The organism is Sorangiineae bacterium MSr11367, from assembly GCA_037157805.1.
Lineage (GTDB): Bacteria > Myxococcota_A > Polyangia > Polyangiales > Polyangiaceae > Pendulispora > Pendulispora rubella.
In genome coordinates this window covers 2,212,165-2,227,900 of sequence record CP089983.1, presented here as the reverse complement: position 1 = coordinate 2,227,900, position 15,736 = coordinate 2,212,165, and the positions used below count along the sequence as shown (strand labels likewise).

Here is a 15,736-nt window from a genome sequence, read left to right as displayed (position 1 = left end):
GCCATGGTGCGAGCACGACAAGCCACGGAGACGGATATCGACGAGATCATGCTCGTCGAACGAGACTGGGAGGCGTCGCAACGGGCCAGCCGTGAGCGCATGCTGACGCGCTTGCGAAAATTCCCCGCAGGCTTTCTCATTTTCGAACGGGACGGCGCCGTGATCGGCACGCTGATGAGTTTTCCCATGCACTACGATCCGGCGCACGTCACCGCGATGCGCAGCTGGGGCGAAGTGACCAACCATGGCGATTACCCGGACGTCCTCGATGGTTGCACGGCAAACGCCCTCTACCTCGCGGCGGGCTCCCTGAAAAAAACGGCGCGAGGAGGCACAGTCTACGAAGCCATGATGGAGACGTCGGCCGATCTCGCTCGGAACTTGGGCCTCTCGTACGTGGTCGCCGGGGCGAAGATCCCCGGCTACGACGCATACTGCCGCCGATTCGGCGATATCGATGCACGGAAGTACGCTTTCACCTGGTTGAACGGCTGTCTGGTGGACCCATTCCTGGAGATGTATCGGGCCCACCATTTCGTGGTGCCGGACGAAGATCACGTCATCGAGAACTACTATCCCGATGCGCCAAGCCGCGACTACGCGGCCATCGTCGTACGCCGCATTACGGCGTGAAGGATCTTGGGGAGCGATTCAGCTCGCCGCGAGTCGCTTCATCTTGCGCCAAAGCGTGGTGCGGTGAATACCGAGTTCGTCCGCGAGCTTTTGCCGCTTTACGCCACCACGGGCCACACGCGCGTGAATCACTTCTTGCTCCTGCATCGCGAGTGCTTGCCGCGTGGTCATTTTATCGAGGGTGTCATCGGAGCTGCCAGCATGGAGCTCCGGTGCCAGATCCAAAAGGATGGCCTCGGTGAGCTCGCCGCGGGGGGCGAGCGCCAATACGCGCTCCATCACGTTGCGGAGCTCGCGCACGTTGCCGGGCCATGGGTAGCTGGCCAGCCGCAATCGTGCGCCCGCGGAGATGCGTACCTGGGCTGCGCGATCGTGCTGCCGGTGAAAGCAGTCGACCAACGCTTCGAAATCGCCCGGCCTTTCACGCAGGGCAGGCACCTCGACGACGAAGGTCGCCAGACGGAAATACAAGTCGGCCCGGAAGCGGCCGGCCGCAACCTCGCCCCGCAAGTCGCGGTTCGTCGCCGCGACGATGCGCACGTCCACCGCGGTCGCCTTCGAGGCGCCGACGGCACGAATCGAGCCCTCTTCCAGGGCGCGAAGCAGTTTCGCCTGCACGGCGAGTTCGAGCTCCCCGATTTCGTCGAGGAACAACGTCCCTCGGTGGGCTTCGACGAAGGCACCGGGCACGTTCGACACGGCCCCCGTGAAGGCCCCGCGCACATGGCCGAAGAGCGTACTCTCCGCGAGGCTCTCGTTGAATGCGGCACAATTCACTGGGACGAAGGCGCCCGCACGCCCCGAGCGCATGTGAAGGTGCGTGGCGAGAAGCTCCTTTCCGACCCCCGTCGGTCCCGTGACGAGAACACCCTGTTTGCGTTTGGCCACCTGCTCCAGCACACACAGCGCCGTCTGGAGCGGCGGGTCGACGGCCACGAGCCCGCCGACGGTGCGAGGCGACCTCTTCGCCGCTTTCAACGCGGCCTTGCGCAACGCCGCCTCCGTGAATGGCTTTTCGATATCGCGTCCGACGACCAACATCGGAACGCCGTAGCTCGCGTGGAGCCTTTCCCGCTGGCTCTCGGTCATCGCCTCGTCGACGACGATGAGATCCGTCGGCGGTGCGTAAGCAAGCTCACCTGGCCTAAGGCGCTGAACGCAAAAGGGCGGAACCGCTCCCTCCAGCGTCGTCGCCACGTGGTGGCCCAGAGGACCGTCGACGACGACAAGAGCCTTCATTCGTCCACTCCACTCGTTGTTGGTATTGAGAATCCCTTGTTGGCGTTCACGTTGTCAGCCCTCGCAGGTTAAGGAGCCGCACACTCGCCCAGCTGATGCGGTGTGCCCGGGAGGAGGCCTGTTCCCTAGAGCCTCCGTCTCATCCATCGGCCGTCGGCAGAAAATTGTGTCGAACTTGCAGGTAGACAGCACATCGTCCATGGATCTTCCCGCGCATCACGGCTGAGGTTCGATGAAGCGAACACCCCGGGTGCCGCTGTCGTCGAATTGCCACTGTGAGGACCGCGGATCACGCCGGCCGCGGGAGGGAAGATCGATTTCACGCCGTTTCGCCATGGTCGATATCGGGCGCAGGCATTGCAGTCGGGTGCGCTTCGATGAAGAAACGGGGCTTGGCTTTTCGCGGTGGCTACGTGGCAGCCGCCGTGATCGTGGTGCTCTTTGCCTGCGACAACCGACATGACCACGACAACTTTCGCGGCGACGTCGTCTCGTGCGAGGAGGCGCTGGCCCACCTCGCCGATTGCTGTCCACGGTTCGACCCCGAGCGGGTGCGCTGCCAATACAACTACGACGAGGGTTGCTCGGGCGACGCCACGCAAGTGGAGCACCCGACGCTCGATTCCAACGAGAGCCAGTGCATTCGCAATTTGGAGTGCTCCGATTTGATCGAGCGGGACGTGTGCACGCGTACCCAGAACGATCTTCCTTATACGGGTGAAAAGCCGTCGTCGCCCGACGCCGGCACGAGCCGGGGTCCGGTGTGTCCATGAAACGAGCTGGCATCGCGATGGTGGCGTTCGGCGCCTTCCTTTGGACTTCGGCAGCCGCCGCCGACGGTGGCCCGGGTGCCAAGTTGGCCGTCAATGGCGGCTATGGTCATATCTTTTCCGTCCCGTTCTACGGCGTGGGCTTCGGCGCCGAAGTGGGCGGCGATATCGGCAAATCCTTGGGCATCTACGGCGGCATCCATTACGAGCGGGCCCGCACGGAATACGGACTGCCGATCCATTTCGGGCAGCTCGGCGTCACAGTGGAGGGGATTCTCGACCGCTTCCGCGTGGGCGGGGGCATCCACTTTCCGTACTTTTCCCTGGAGCGAAAGAGCACGAGCGACAATCTGGACAAGTTCGGAATCGGGCTGCACGTCTCCGCGACCTTCGACCTGGTGCATACCCGTGAGTTCAATTTATTCCTCGGCGTTCGTCCGCAAATCGACCTTCTGGGCAAAGACCGCACGCTCAACGCACACGCCGACTTCGGGGTGCGATTCTAGATCAGTTGGTCGGAGGCTTTCGCTCGGCAACCCAGATGTCCACGATGCCCGGGGTTGTCTGGGTCTCGGAAGACTGGAAATAGAGGCGGCAGTTGTCCGGGGAAAGCCAATTGGGTGCTCGGCCGACGGCAAGGAGTCCCTCCGCGGCCTCCACGTCGTGGAATTGACGCTCTCCGGGGTTGCGCCATGCTCTGAAGATCTTCCCACTTCGTCCGAAAAAGATCTCGAGACCATCCGAGCTCACCACTGGGGTATATTCGTTTTCTAGCCTGGTGTTGATCTCCGTGAGCGCTTCCGCGTCACTGAACGCGTCCGTCGATCCGAGATTCGGGTTTCGGATGGAAACGCGAAAGAGATCTCGGCTTCCTTGATCGGTGCTGTCGGAGTCGCAATTGTCGACCGAGCCGTTGGTGCATTGGGCGAAATACAGCTCCCCCGTCCCATTCGTCCGCATGCGCAAGAAAGGATTGAGCTCGAATTGTCCTCCATCGAGGTTCAACGCGAGCGGTTTCGGTGCACCTGAATTGGACGAGAAAAACAGATGCGGGTAGCCGCCGTTCTCCGTGATGCCTGCGAATACGACCGTTTTCCCGTCGTCGCTGAATCGCGGAAAATCTTGGCCGGCCAACCGATTGACGTCCCACTCCTCGGAGTTCACGAAAAGCTCACTGCGCCTCGGGCGGATCGCCGTGTGAATGCGCGAGGGATAAAGGATCCCACTCGAGGTCGTGGAATTTCCGAAATAGATCGTCAGCTCGTCGTGCGAAAGCGATGCGCCGCGGCGATCGACCCCCAGGGGCATGCTGAAAACACGATGCGGCGCCTCGAATGCCGAGGGGAATGCCACCCCGGTCGCGCACAGGCCGGCATCCGCGTCCGATGGCCCATCGACAACGGCGGGTTGATCGGGCAAGCACGCGAACCATCCCGTCATGGCGACAGCCGTTACGATGAGCGATGCAAAGAGAGCGCGGAGCATGACGGAGGCGAAAGGCCGCGATTGTCGTACGGCCTCACGCCTTCGTCAATGACGAGCTACCCGCGCGGCGGGCGGTCGAGGCCATGGGATAGGAACACCAAAACGCGTTCCAGATCGCGCAGCATCTTCTCGGCGACGGTGTCGCTGAAATGAGCGCGGTGGTGCTGAAGGATGAGCAGCAGCCGTGGGCCGGGCCATGCTTCCACCCGCAAGGGAAAGTCGAGTTGAACCAACGAGAACGGTGTCGCGGGATCCAAGGACTCGGCCGTGTTCTCGTCGATGGGTCGATTTTCGACGACGACGTAGCTCTCGAAGAGGCGCGCATGCTCGGGCAGCTCGCTCCAGCGTTTCACGTCGGCGAGCGAGGCGTGACCATGACGCGGCAGCTTCGCCAAGCCGTCCCGCAACGCCGCGAGCCATGTCCGCAGCGAAAGGAAGCGCGAAGGCGACGGTGGCCGCACCGGCAACACGTCGTCCAGGGCCCCCACCATGCCCTCGCACGCCAGGCGGTTCGGCTCGTACGCGGCACGCGAAATCATGGTGCCAAAAAGAACGTCTTGCCGTTCCGTGTACTCCGTCAAGAGCAGCGCCCACGCTCCGTGCACCAGCGTATTGAGGGTGAGTCCCTCGGCACGCGAAAGTGAGGCGAGCCGCTCACTTACCTCTTTATCCAAATAGGTATGCCGTTTGGCATAGGAGCGCTCGCCTCGCGGCTCGTCTCCCGTCGCACGATGCCGCCGCATATTTTCGGTGAGGGTCATCGGATCGCGGAAACCTTGCAGTTCCTTTCGCCAGAACGCCTCCGTCGAGGCAACGTCGGAGGGCGGCCGCACGAGGGGAGCGCTCCCCACCAGCGACACATTCCCTCCTTTGGAATGAGCCTTGTAGAGCTCGAGCCATTGCTCTCGCAGAAGCATCGTGCTCGCGCCATCGAGGGCGAGATGGTTGAAGCCGAGAAAGACCCAGCTCCGTGCTCGTGTTCGAAAGAGGGCCAGCCGCACCGGCGGATACTCGTCGAGCTCGAACGGGCGCGCACGGAACGCGTCGATGTACGCCTCGAGCTCGCGGTCGACCTCGAGGGGTGGAAGGTGACGCCAATCGCGTTCGTCGAGCGCCGCCTTCCCGTGCGCGTGCACCACTTGGCGGTAGCGCCCGGAAAGCGTTTTCACGAAGGAGGTGCGAAGTGCCGCGTGCCGGTCGACCAGCGCCTGCCACGCGCGCTCGAGGGCCGCCGAGTCCACCGACGCCGGCATGGGCACCACGTCGAACGACGTGTAAAGCCCTGGCTCCGGCCTGGCCTCGATGCGCTCGAGCATGTACGACTGCATGGCCGACACCGCTTGCACTTCGCGGTGCGGCTTCGTCGCGTAGTGCTGAATCGGCCGTTCGACCGTGGCGGGCGGCGGGGCAAAGCTCGCGCGCTCCGAGAGAGTTGGCGCTTCGGCGGGCGCAGGCGCCGAGCGGCGGAGAAATCGCACATCGAAGTAGCCCGGAGCATCTCCACTCGCGAGAACGTCGACGTCGTACCCGAACTCGTTCCCGATGAGAAAGAGGTCGTCCGGCTCGAGTGCCGAGGTCGACGGTTGGTCCTTTTCGGTAAGCGCTTTCCTCAAATCGCCGACGGTGCAGTTCTCTTCCGCTTCGTTCGAGAGCTCGAAGGCGCGAAGCTCGGAGGCGAGGCGCGCATCCCGTGCGTGGGTGAGCGTCATCATCGGCCACCGTTGCTCGTCGAGCTGCTGGCGAACGCCGTGGAGGATCTCGGCCGCTGGCACCGGCGGCGCACGCCACTCGAAGGCAGCATCATCCATGGCCGGCGGCAAGGCCTCGATGGCACGGTGCCGCAAGACGACGTCGTAGCGGAACCGGCTCGCCTCGTCGCGCGAGCGGGTGCGCTGGCAGAGGACGCGCTCGCACACGAGCGACGCGAGGCGCGGGAGCAACCGTCCCAGCTCCCAGAAGAAGGCGGGATCGACGACCAGCTCGTTCTCGGCGGCCACGGCATGGCGAACGCGCCGTTTGAGCTGCGCGACGGTGCGCGAGGCAGGTGCCTTGGCGAGTTCCGCGGAGGTGTGAAAGAGCTCGAGAAGCGGCAAGCTGCGCACATTGCCCACGAACAGCGAGCCACCGGGGCGGAGCGCGCGCGAAGCCTTCTCGAGAACGTCGACCAGGTAGTCGATGCTGGGGAAGTACTGCACGACGGAGTTGAGGACGATGACGTCGTACGCGCTCATACCCAGCTTCTTGAAGTCGTTCGCTTCGCGTTGTGCGAGCGTGACGTGCGAGAAACCCATGGTGTTGCATTCGCGCGAGAGCGTCTCGACGGCAGCACTCGACATATCGGTCGCGTGGTACGTCTCGGCGTGGGCGGCAAGCCGAAACAAGAGTGGACCAGAGCTGCAACCGAGCTCCAACATGCGCGGACGCCGGCCCGGCACTTTCCACAACGAGCGAATACGGGCTGTCGTCGTGTCGACCCAGTCGCGCATGGTATCGTCGAAGATTCCACGGCCGAAACACGCACGAAGCCTTTGTGGGACGGAGGAAAGCTTACGATCACTCATCGTTGTTGATTTCTCCGGCGAGCACCGGCGCCTGCGTGGCCGGTGGCGCTCGTATCCAATGCGAACCGCTCGGGCGTGACTGCAATTCACGGCCCAGAAGCTTGGCTACCTGGGGTACCTCGCCATCTCGCACTCCGAGCGCCGAAACATCCGACGCTGAACGTGCAAACCAGCGGGCATGTGAGATTAATAGCACGATAATGTCCACACTCACAAGCGTCAACGTCGGACCAATTTACATCTGGGATGGTTTCGCTCCTATTCGCCCGAATTGTCGCAAAGCGAATAGGAATCTCGCCCAATGCGCGCCCTCGTCCGCAGATCTAAACTTTGGGTAAGTCCTATTTCCCGACGAATCCACATGATGACGCATGTCATCATACGGTCGAGCACGCATTGAACGTTGCAACCGTAGATATCCAATTAGCAGCCTAATGATTTTATCGTTTCACGTCCGTTATCTTGGATTTGCATCGTTTCAATGCCACGCCAATCGGACGGGAGTGCCGTGCAAACATCGAGCATTTGCGCGCGCAAATGCTCGGGGGCACGACGAGCGGACGCTTGCAGAAGCGACGAAACGACTTCTACTGCGAAACGGCGGTTTTCCGCTCACTCCAAATTACGTCGTATGTGCATCGGTTGTCGCCCGCCACGACGGGCCGTAACCACACATCGCCGCGAACTTCACAGAACTCCAAAGCGGCCGCGAAGGCCCCCGACATCGTAATGAGATGACCGTGGGCCTCGATCATGGCGCGCGGAATATTGTTCAGAACGATGGTCACCGCGCCTTCTGCGCGGGGAACGCAGACGAGCTCGCCGCTATGGCTGTAGACCGCGTCCCAGAAGCGTGGCGCGAATCGATATAGCCCTTTTGGGGTTAATCCGAAGAGGCGCACTGCGGTGTCGCGCAGGTGACGAATCCATGGCTTTTCTGTGACACGCAACATGGTGGCGCGTCCCCATAGAAAGGTGTCCTTCTCACCGAGGACTTCGTGGTAGGCGACCGCCATCTCCACGCCGTACTCGATGGGAATCCACGTGAGGCGCGTCGCCTGCTCGATTTCCTGGAGGTACTTGGCGTTGTACTTCGCGCGAATGGCACGCGCGACGGGCGGCGGCAGCTCGTCGATGAGAGCGAGCGCTTCGTGCAATTGCCCTGCGCGCATCCGGGGAACCTCCTCGGTGGGGCGGGCTGGAAACTTCGCAATGCTCATCGATGGCCCCCAAAGCTTCGTCGAGTCGAAAGGAACTCGACGAGTTTAGCGGCTCTTCAGCGTCATGTCCGAATATCCGGCAACGCGGCCCTCATCCCGCTCGCGGGCCGTGCTGCTCAGGAGCGTTGCCGTGACGAGCGGAATCGGGCGATCAGGGACGGTACGAGAACGCGGGACATGAGGAGGAGCATCACCAGCGCGAGCGTAGATTCGGCACCGAAGGGCTCGTGGTACACAAATGTACCTACGACGCGCACCGCACTCGCGGCCCAGACGAGAAGCGCCACCCCGAGTACGGCTGCGCTTTGCGCGATAGGCTCGACAGGCGGGACGCCTGGTTCGATGTCAGCGGCGGCGGGCTCCATGAGGTTCGACTATGACCGGGGCCCGATCAAGATGGGATCAAGATTCAATCTTCCGTCTTGAGTCGATACCCCACGCCGGGCTCGGTGACGAGGTAGCGGGGGCGAGCGGGCTCCTTCTCGAGCTTGTGCCGCAGTTGAACCATGTACACGCGGAGGTACTGCGTTTGGCTCGCGTAGGCGGGGCCCCAAACGTCTTTGAGAAGCTGCCGGTGGGTGAGGACCTTGCCGGCGTTTTTCATCAGCACGGTCAGCAATTTGTATTCGATGGGCGTGAGGTGGACTTCGTCGGTGTCCACGAAGACCTGGCGGCGGTCGAGATCCATCTTGAGGCCGCCGACGGTGAGCACGGGTTCGGGCTTCTCCAGCCCGGCGCGCATTGCATGGCGCAGGGCCACGCGGATTCGGGCCATGAGTTCGCCCGTGTTGAACGGCTTGGTCAGATAGTCGTCGGCACCTTCATCGAGCGCGCGAATCTTGTCTTCCTCCTGACCGCGGGCGCTGATGACGATGATCGGCGTGGTCGTCCAGGCGCGCAGGCCCTTGGTGACCTCGAGGCCATCCATGTCCGGAAGGCCGAGGTCCAAGAGCACGAGATCGGGATTGTGTGCCTGCGCTTGCACGAGGCCATCGCTGCCGGTGGAGGATTCGACGACGCGGTAGCCGTGGCTCGTGAGGGATGCTCGCAGGAATTTTTGCATCTGGGGCTCGTCCTCGACGACCAGGATGCGGGGGATGACTTCGGTCATGGTTGAAGCTCCAGATTCGGCGGCTCGCCCTCGATCGGCAATGTGAAATGGAACATGGCGCCCGTGCCGCCGTCGCCGGAACGGTTTTCGGCCCAAATGCGGCCGCCGTGTGCGGAGACGATGCCGCGGCAGATGGTGAGCCCGAGGCCCGCGCCGCCGCGTCCTTCCTGTGCGCGGTAGAACTTCTCGAAGATGCGATCTTCTTCCCCCGGTGCGATGCCCGGGCCGCGATCGGCGACGGTCACTTGCACGTGGTTCTCTGCCTTCTCGTGCGCACGGGCTGCGATGGATATCGATGCATGGGCTGGGGTGTACTTTGCAGCATTTTCGAGAAGATTCACCAGCACTTGCTCGATGAGCACGGAGTCGAGCGGGACCAGCGGCAGATCGTGCGGCAAATCGGTGATGATTTCCCTGCCCTGCAAGGTGGCGTCGAGCCGGTGGAGCGCGGCACCGACGACCTCTTCCAGCGGCTGCCATTCCTTTTTGACGCGCAGTGCGCCAGCCTCGACCCGGGTGACGTCGAGCAGGTTGCGCACCAGTCGATTGAGCCGATCGGACTCGTGCAAGATCGTCTCGGTCAGCTCGCGCCGCGTCCCGTCGGCGAGGTTTCCTTCGAGCAAGGTGCTCGCCGCGCCGGTCACCACCGCGAGCGGCGTGCGGAGGTCGTGCGAAACGGAGCTGAGGAGCGCATTGCGAAGTTGCTCCGACTCGACTTGCAGGCGCGCATGCTGAGCCTCCTCGGCGAGCTGGGCGCGCTCCATGGCTCCCGCGAGCTGGCTGGCGAAGGCCTCCAGGTGCTGGCGCCGCTGCGGATCGGTCAGCGACTCGGGCGTGGCGGCGTGTGCGCCGAGCACCCCCAGCTTTCCGCGTGAGGCGCGCAAAGGCAAATAGAACCCGCGGGCGGACGGAAGGGTGTCGGTGCCCGCACCGGCCATTTGCCCATTTTGCCATACCCAACTTGCAACGCCTTTTTCCTTGTCGTCCAGTTCCAGCGAGGCGCCTTCGCGCACGATGGGCGCAAGCGAGCCGGCTCGAAGGACGACGACGCGCGCACCGAAGACGTCGCCGATGTGCCTTTGGCCAATGGATACGACGTGCTCCAGCGTCTTCGCGGTGGCAAGCTCGCGGCTCATGGCATAAAGGCTCGCGGTGCGCCGTTCGCGCTCGCCCGCGCCCTGCGCCTGTTCGCGCACGCGCGTGGTCAATCGGCTGATGATGCCCGCGACGAGGAACATGACCGCGAAGGTCACCAGGTGGCTCAAGTCGCCGACGGCGAAGGTCAGATACGGAGGAATGAAGAAAAAGTCGAAACAGACGACGCTGGCCACCGCCCCGAGGAGCGAGGGCCCGTAGCCGTATCGCATCGATACGAGCACGATGCCGAGCAAATAGACCATCACCGTATCGGGCAATTGGTCCCTTCGGAAAAAGGCCCACGAGATGAGCGTGGCGGCGATGGCCACCCCGGTCCCCATCACGTAGCCGGCGGGATCGCGCGGGGCACCGACCGGCTCCGACGCCTCTTCCCGCGCACGGCGCGCGCTTTCGTCGCCCGACATGACGTAGACGTCGACATCGCCGCTGTGGCGCACGATTTCGTCGAGGAAGGAGGCCTTGAGGCGATCGCGCCAGCGCGCATGCGTCGGCTTGCCGATGACCACGCGGGTGACGTTGCGCTGATGGGCATAGTGCATCGCCGCCTCGGCCGCGTTGGAGCCGCTGATGGTGACGGCTTCGGCGCCGAGTTGCTGCGCGAGCTGGAGGTTTGCCGCCACGCGGCGGTTGTCTTCGGTGCTCTGGCGCAGCGACGCGGGCGTTTCGACGTACACGGCAATCCAATCCGCGTGGAGCGAGCTCGCGAGGCGGCGCGCCCCGCGCACGAGGCGCGCGGAGGTGGGGCTCGGGCTCACGCACACGAGCACGCGCTCGCCCACGGGCCACACGCGCTCGATGCCGTGCTCGCGCTTGTAGTGCTGCATCTGCGCATCGACGCGCTCGGCCGTGCGGCGCAGCGCGAGCTCGCGCAGCGCGATGAGGTTTCCCTTGCGGAAAAAGTTGGACACCGCGCGGCGTGCCTGGTCGGGCACGTACACCTTGCCCTCGCGCATGCGCTCGAGCAGCTCGTCCGCCGGCAGATCGATGACCCGGATGTCGTCGGCGCGGTCCAGGATGGAGTCGGGCACCGTTTCCTTCACGAGAACGTGGGTGATCTGCGCCACCACGTCCTTGAGGCTCTCGACGTGCTGCACGTTGAGCGTGGTGTAGACGTCGATGCCGGCGTCCAAGAGCTCGACCACGTCCTGCCACCGCTTCATGTGGCGGCTACCCTCCGCGTTGGTGTGCGCGAGCTCGTCGACGAGAAGCAGGCCTGGACGGCGCGATAGGGCGAGGTCGAGATCGAACTCGTCGAGGGTCACCGAGCGGTGGGTGATCTTCCGGCGCGGTAGGATCTCGAGCCCCAGCAAGAGTGCGGCAGTGTCGTAGCGACCGTGCGTCTCGACGATGCCAAGCACGACGTCGCGCCCCTGGCCGTGCTCGGCCCGGGCCGCCTCGAGCATGGCGTAGGTCTTCCCCACGCCGGGTGCAGCGCCGAAAAAAATGGTGAGCTTCCCGCTGCGAGCGCGAACTTCCTCGTCGCGCACGCGCTGGAGAAGCACATCGGGATCGGGCCGGCCATCGCTCATTGGGCGCGCACCCTGGGATTCTTAATCATCTCTTTATCAGCTCCATGTCCACAATAACGGCTGATTTCGAAATGCGTTCCTCAGCCCACGCCGTCATCTCCCGCGAGAGTAGTCCCAAGATCGTTACGATCGCCGAAAAGGTTCCTCCAGGACCAAGTAAGAGCACCCTGGCCGATGTCATCTTCGGCCGGCGGCTCGCCACGGCGGAAGAAGACGAACAGAAGATAGGCCCCGTCGCCGGTGTGCCGGTGCTCGGGCTGGATGCGCTGTCGTCGGCGGCGTACGGCCCCGAGGCCGCGCTGACGTTGCTGTTGCCGCTCGGCGCGCTCGGGCTTTCGTACATCGTGCCCTTGAGCGGCATCATCGTGGCCGTCCTCCTGGTGGTCTATTTTTCGTATCGGCAGACCATTGCCGCCTATCCGAATGGTGGCGGCTCGTACACGGTGGCCAAGGAAAACCTCGGGCAAGGTGCGGCGCTGGTGGCGGGGGCGGCGCTGGCGCTCGACTACGTGCTCAACGTCGCCGTGGGCATTTCGGCCGGCGTGGGCGCACTCGTTTCCGCGGTGCCGGCGCTGCTGCCGCATACGCTGCTTTTGTGCCTCGCCATCTTGGTGCTGCTCACCCTGGTGAACCTGCGGGGCACACGGGAATCGGGGCTGACCTTTTTGTTGCCCACGTACCTTTTCGTGGCCTCGCTCGCCGGCATCCTCGTCTATGGCGGCCTTCGAGTCTTCGCGGCAGGAGGCCATCCGGTCCCCGTCGAGGCGTCGCCGGTGCTCCCCGTTTCGACGGAAACCGTGAGCCTCTGGCTGGTCGTGCGCGCGTTCGCCAGTGGCTGCACGGCGATGACCGGTGTCGAAGCGGTGAGCAACGGCGTGCCCCTCTTCCGCCGTCCCACCATCCCGAATGCGCAGCGCACGCTGACCGTCATCATCGCCATTCTCGTGGGTCTGCTCGGAGGCATTGCGCTCTTGGCGCGGGCGTACGGCATCGGCGCCACACCGCCGGGCGAACACGGATACCAGAGCGTCCTCTCGCAGCTCGCGTGCGCCGTCATCGGTCGCGGCCCGCTGTATTACATCACCATGGGCTCCGTGGTGGCGGTGCTCGCGCTGTCGGCGAATACCAGCTTTGCGGACTTTCCGCGCCTTTGCCGGGTGCTCGCCCTCGATCGGTTCCTGCCCGACACCTTTGCCACGCGCGGACGCCGCCTGGTCTTCTCCTATGGCGTGGTGGTGCTCGCCGTGGTGTCGGGCTTCCTGCTCGTGGCCTTCGGAGGCGTGACCGATCGGCTCATTCCGCTGTTTGCCATCGGCGCGTTCCTGGCGTTCACCATCTCGCAGGCGGGCATGGTTGCCCACTGGCGCCGCGCCGGCGGCACGGGCGCGCGCCGCTCACTCTGGATCAATGCGCTCGGCGCCACGGCCACCGGCATCACGCTCGTCGTGGTGATCGTCTCCAAGTTCGCCGACGGCGCGTGGATCGCCGTGGTCGTCGTTCCGCTTGCGGTCTTCGCCTTTGCGCGCATCCACCGGCACTACCGCTACGTGGGAAACGAAGTGAAGGAGAGCCGTCCGCTCGATCTTTCCCGTGCGGCCTCGCCGCTGGTGGTCGTGCCCGTTCAGGCATGGAACAAGCTCACCAGCCGGGGTTTGCGCTTCGCCATCGAGCTCTCGCCCGACGTGCGTGCCCTCCACATCGTCACCCAGGAGACCGAGGACGGCGCGCCGTGCGAGCTCGCACGAACGTGGGAGACGCTGGTCGTCGATCCCGCGCGTGCAGCAGGGCTCAAGGCGCCTCGCCTGGTGGTGCGCAAATCGACCTTCCGGCAATTCTTTGCGCCGCTCATCGAATACATCGAACAGTTGCGCGACGAGCACCCGGACCGGGACGTGGTGGTCATCGTGCCGGACCTGGTGGTGCGGCGCTGGTACCATGCCCTGCTTCACAACAACCGCGGAATCATCCTCAAGGGTCTGCTTCGGCTTCGCGGCGGGCCCCGGGTGGTCGTCGTCAATACGCCCTTTTATCTGACATGATATAGGCACCGTGGAAGCCATCCCCCTACGCCGCGCACCGACCGATCTGCACGAGCTCCTCACCTCGAGCCTCGAAGTCTTGCAGCGCCAGGCGTCGAACCTCGATGTGGCCTTCACCATCGAGGCATCGAGCGCTCTTCCCAAGGACACGTGCATCGATCCCGAGAAGATCGCTTGGGCGGTGGCCACGTTGGTGGGCAATGCGCTGCGCTACGTGCGACCGGGAACGAGGCTCATGCCGGGCGGCTCGGTGAGCGTGCAACTGAGCTACGTGCCGGAAAAGGACCATGTCGTCGTTCGCGTTCAAGACGACGGACCGGGCATCCCCGCCGACAAGCTGCCATGGCTCTTTCAACGCGCGCACGGCAAGACGCACGCTGCGGGCCTCGGACTCATGCTGATCCACGACGTCGTCACCGCCCACGGCGGAAGCATCGACGTGAAGAGCCGCACCTCGGGATTCGAGCACGGGACGTCCATCACGCTGCAAATCCCCGCGCACGGATTGCGAAGCTAATACAGCGTGGTTCCCACGGGGATCGTCGTGTGCTGGTAACCCCCGTTGTTTGGCAGCGCGTTCACTTTGAGCAACCACCACTGACGGTGGCCCGTGTCGTCTTTGACGCCATAGAGGAACGCTTGCGCGTTGTGCGGCTGGTTCAGCCCCGGCCCGTAGTCGCCACCGCCAATGACCCAGCCGTAATCGTCGGCCTTCACGACCAACGGCGGGGGAATGCCGTGCGAGGGATTGCCGTCGTTATCCATGCCCTGCGAGTACATATAAGGCACGAGGGTCGCGTTGTACGTTGTGGGATCCGCGCCCAGGAGCGGCGCCTCGATGTGTAGCAATTGCGGTTGAGCGGTCTGCGAAACGATGACCGCACATCCGGTGAGGTTGTCCGTAAAGATCACCTGCGCGTTGGTATCGAGGTTGTGAGGCACACTCCCATCTGGCTTCGTCAGCAAACCAACGTATTGACCCGTAAACGTCGGTGGGCCGAACCACGAAGGCTGCTGCAGGGTGATTGCACCGTTCGAGGGATTGACCGCGAAAGTCCCCGTCCCGTCCGGGGGCAGCGCACCCGACGCGATGTAGTTCATGAATGTCTGCGGCGAAAGATGTACGGAGCCCCCGCCCGTGAGCCCGTCGAACACCGGCTTGACGGGATCGCATGCATTATGCACCCATGTTGCGGTGTGCCCGACGAAGTACGTGTGCGTCTCTTCGACTTCGAAGTTGTAGACCACGGCCTCTTCGTCGAGCGGCACCACCGAAACCACACGGACGACGTCGCCTGCGAGATCCACGAGCGGCTCGCCCGTCGCAAGGAAAGCTGCCTCGACCCACCCGCGATCTCCCGTCCAGAAGCGATGCTCGGCGGTGACGCGCAATGTGTCGCGCTTTTGCGCGCTCGCCATCGTCACGGCCACCAGGCCCAGCGTGCGTCGCGTGAACGTCCGCAGTACGCGGCGTGGTTTGATCGCGGCCGACGCTTCGTCGCGCGAAAACACGATATCGCCTTCGACGAGGCTCTCGATGGGACGCTCGCCGCTCGGGGTCCATACGGGCGTGCCCGCCACGAAGCAATTGCCCCCGGGGGCGCCGCACGAACGGCCGTCACAAACGACCCCGCCGGGTCCTCCACCGACATTTCCGGTTCCACCGCCTCCCGACGCACCGGGCCCCGTGCCTGCGATGTACCCCGTTCCGCCTTTCAACTCGTCGGTCGATGCATTCGTCGGTTTGACATTTTTCCTACCGAGCGCGTGATAGCCCCCGGCGAAGACAAGGAGAAGAGCGGCGAGCAGGAGTGCGTACTCCACCGCAGACACTCCGCGTCGGTCATCCAAGAGACGTCGGATCATGGCGCCGCGCTTAGCACTTCGCGTACCTCCAAATCCACTGGTCCGGAGCGCTTCCGGTTATCGGGCATTTTCGCACTGCTTACAGCGACGCCGACTGAACGAAATACCGTTCATTGAACCGGCGG

At 63.9% G+C, this 15,736-nt stretch carries 12 protein-coding genes; 5 read left to right on the top strand and 7 right to left on the bottom strand.

Translation table 11 applies throughout. The annotated features are described in order from the left end of the window. Positions 1 to 3: 3 nt before the first annotated feature. On the top strand, positions 4 to 633 hold the full coding sequence (locus LVJ94_08785; protein ID WXB07331.1) for a hypothetical protein: 630 nt from the start codon (positions 4 to 6) through the stop codon (positions 631 to 633). 18 nt (positions 634 to 651) lie between these two features. Here LVJ94_08785 and LVJ94_08780 read toward each other — a convergent pair whose 3' ends face one another. After that, positions 652 to 1,872 carry a sigma 54-interacting transcriptional regulator gene (locus tag LVJ94_08780; GenBank protein ID WXB07330.1) on the bottom strand — a complete coding sequence of 407 codons (1,221 nt, stop codon included), beginning with the start codon at positions 1,870 to 1,872 and terminating at the stop codon, positions 652 to 654. Between the two features lie 377 nt (positions 1,873 to 2,249). Between LVJ94_08780 and LVJ94_08775 the strand changes: the two genes are divergently transcribed. Beyond that, positions 2,250 to 2,645, top strand: coding sequence for a hypothetical protein (locus LVJ94_08775; protein ID WXB07329.1), 396 nt, complete (start codon positions 2,250 to 2,252; stop codon positions 2,643 to 2,645). Beyond that, positions 2,642 to 3,148, top strand: coding sequence for a hypothetical protein (locus LVJ94_08770; protein WXB07328.1), 507 nt, complete (start codon positions 2,642 to 2,644; stop codon positions 3,146 to 3,148). Before LVJ94_08775 ends, LVJ94_08770 begins: the two co-directional genes overlap by 4 nt. Position 3,149: 1 nt before the next feature. Here the strand turns inward: LVJ94_08770 and LVJ94_08765 are convergent, their stop codons facing one another. From LVJ94_08765 to LVJ94_08745, 5 genes are all read right to left on the bottom strand, one after another. After that, on the bottom strand, positions 3,150 to 4,082 hold the full coding sequence (locus LVJ94_08765) for a hypothetical protein (protein WXB07327.1): 933 nt from the start codon (positions 4,080 to 4,082) through the stop codon (positions 3,150 to 3,152). Positions 4,083 to 4,183: 101 nt separating this feature from the next. Then, positions 4,184 to 6,613 carry a condensation domain-containing protein gene (locus LVJ94_08760; GenBank protein WXB07326.1) on the bottom strand — a complete coding sequence of 810 codons (2,430 nt, stop codon included), beginning with the start codon at positions 6,611 to 6,613 and terminating at the stop codon, positions 4,184 to 4,186. 662 nt (positions 6,614 to 7,275) lie between these two features. Then, positions 7,276 to 7,908, bottom strand: coding sequence for a hypothetical protein (locus LVJ94_08755; GenBank protein WXB07325.1), 633 nt, complete (start codon positions 7,906 to 7,908; stop codon positions 7,276 to 7,278). A 409-nt stretch (positions 7,909 to 8,317) separates the two neighbouring features. Further along, complete coding sequence (locus LVJ94_08750; GenBank protein WXB10693.1) at positions 8,318 to 9,007, bottom strand: response regulator; 690 nt, start codon at positions 9,005 to 9,007, stop codon at positions 8,318 to 8,320. An 8-nt stretch (positions 9,008 to 9,015) separates the two neighbouring features. Next, positions 9,016 to 11,706 (bottom strand): sensor histidine kinase KdpD, encoded by a 2,691-nt coding sequence (locus LVJ94_08745; protein ID WXB07324.1) that lies wholly within the window; start codon positions 11,704 to 11,706, stop codon positions 9,016 to 9,018. Between the two features lie 71 nt (positions 11,707 to 11,777). Between LVJ94_08745 and LVJ94_08740 the strand changes: the two genes are divergently transcribed. Together LVJ94_08740 and LVJ94_08735 are read left to right on the top strand one after the other, a co-directional pair. Next, positions 11,778 to 13,745 carry an APC family permease gene (locus tag LVJ94_08740; GenBank protein ID WXB07323.1) on the top strand — a complete coding sequence of 656 codons (1,968 nt, stop codon included), beginning with the start codon at positions 11,778 to 11,780 and terminating at the stop codon, positions 13,743 to 13,745. 10 nt (positions 13,746 to 13,755) lie between these two features. Next, a complete protein-coding gene (locus LVJ94_08735) occupies positions 13,756 to 14,262 on the top strand; it encodes a HAMP domain-containing histidine kinase (protein ID WXB07322.1) in 507 nt (168 codons plus the stop codon). On the opposite strand, the gene LVJ94_08730 is transcribed toward LVJ94_08735, so the two are convergent. Continuing rightward, complete coding sequence (locus LVJ94_08730) at positions 14,259 to 15,611, bottom strand: HINT domain-containing protein (GenBank protein WXB07321.1); 1,353 nt, start codon at positions 15,609 to 15,611, stop codon at positions 14,259 to 14,261. The two genes, LVJ94_08735 and LVJ94_08730, sit on opposite strands and share 4 nt — an antisense overlap. Positions 15,612 to 15,736 lie beyond the last annotated feature (125 nt).

Coding starts and splice junctions, on each gene's coding strand:
- LVJ94_08745 (WXB07324.1), bottom strand. CDS start 11,706: ATGAGCGATGGCCGGCCCGATCCCGATGTGCTTCTCCAGCGCGTGCGC.
- LVJ94_08765 (WXB07327.1), bottom strand. CDS start 4,082: ATGACGGGATGGTTCGCGTGCTTGCCCGATCAACCCGCCGTTGTCGAT.
- LVJ94_08780 (WXB07330.1), bottom strand. CDS start 1,872: ATGAAGGCTCTTGTCGTCGTCGACGGTCCTCTGGGCCACCACGTGGCG.
- LVJ94_08775 (WXB07329.1), top strand. CDS start 2,250: ATGAAGAAACGGGGCTTGGCTTTTCGCGGTGGCTACGTGGCAGCCGCC.
- LVJ94_08770 (WXB07328.1), top strand. CDS start 2,642: ATGAAACGAGCTGGCATCGCGATGGTGGCGTTCGGCGCCTTCCTTTGG.
- LVJ94_08730 (WXB07321.1), bottom strand. CDS start 15,611: ATGATCCGACGTCTCTTGGATGACCGACGCGGAGTGTCTGCGGTGGAG.
- LVJ94_08755 (WXB07325.1), bottom strand. CDS start 7,908: ATGAGCATTGCGAAGTTTCCAGCCCGCCCCACCGAGGAGGTTCCCCGG.
- LVJ94_08760 (WXB07326.1), bottom strand. CDS start 6,613: ATGCGCGACTGGGTCGACACGACGACAGCCCGTATTCGCTCGTTGTGG.
- LVJ94_08740 (WXB07323.1), top strand. CDS start 11,778: ATGCGTTCCTCAGCCCACGCCGTCATCTCCCGCGAGAGTAGTCCCAAG.
- LVJ94_08785 (WXB07331.1), top strand. CDS start 4: ATGGTGCGAGCACGACAAGCCACGGAGACGGATATCGACGAGATCATG.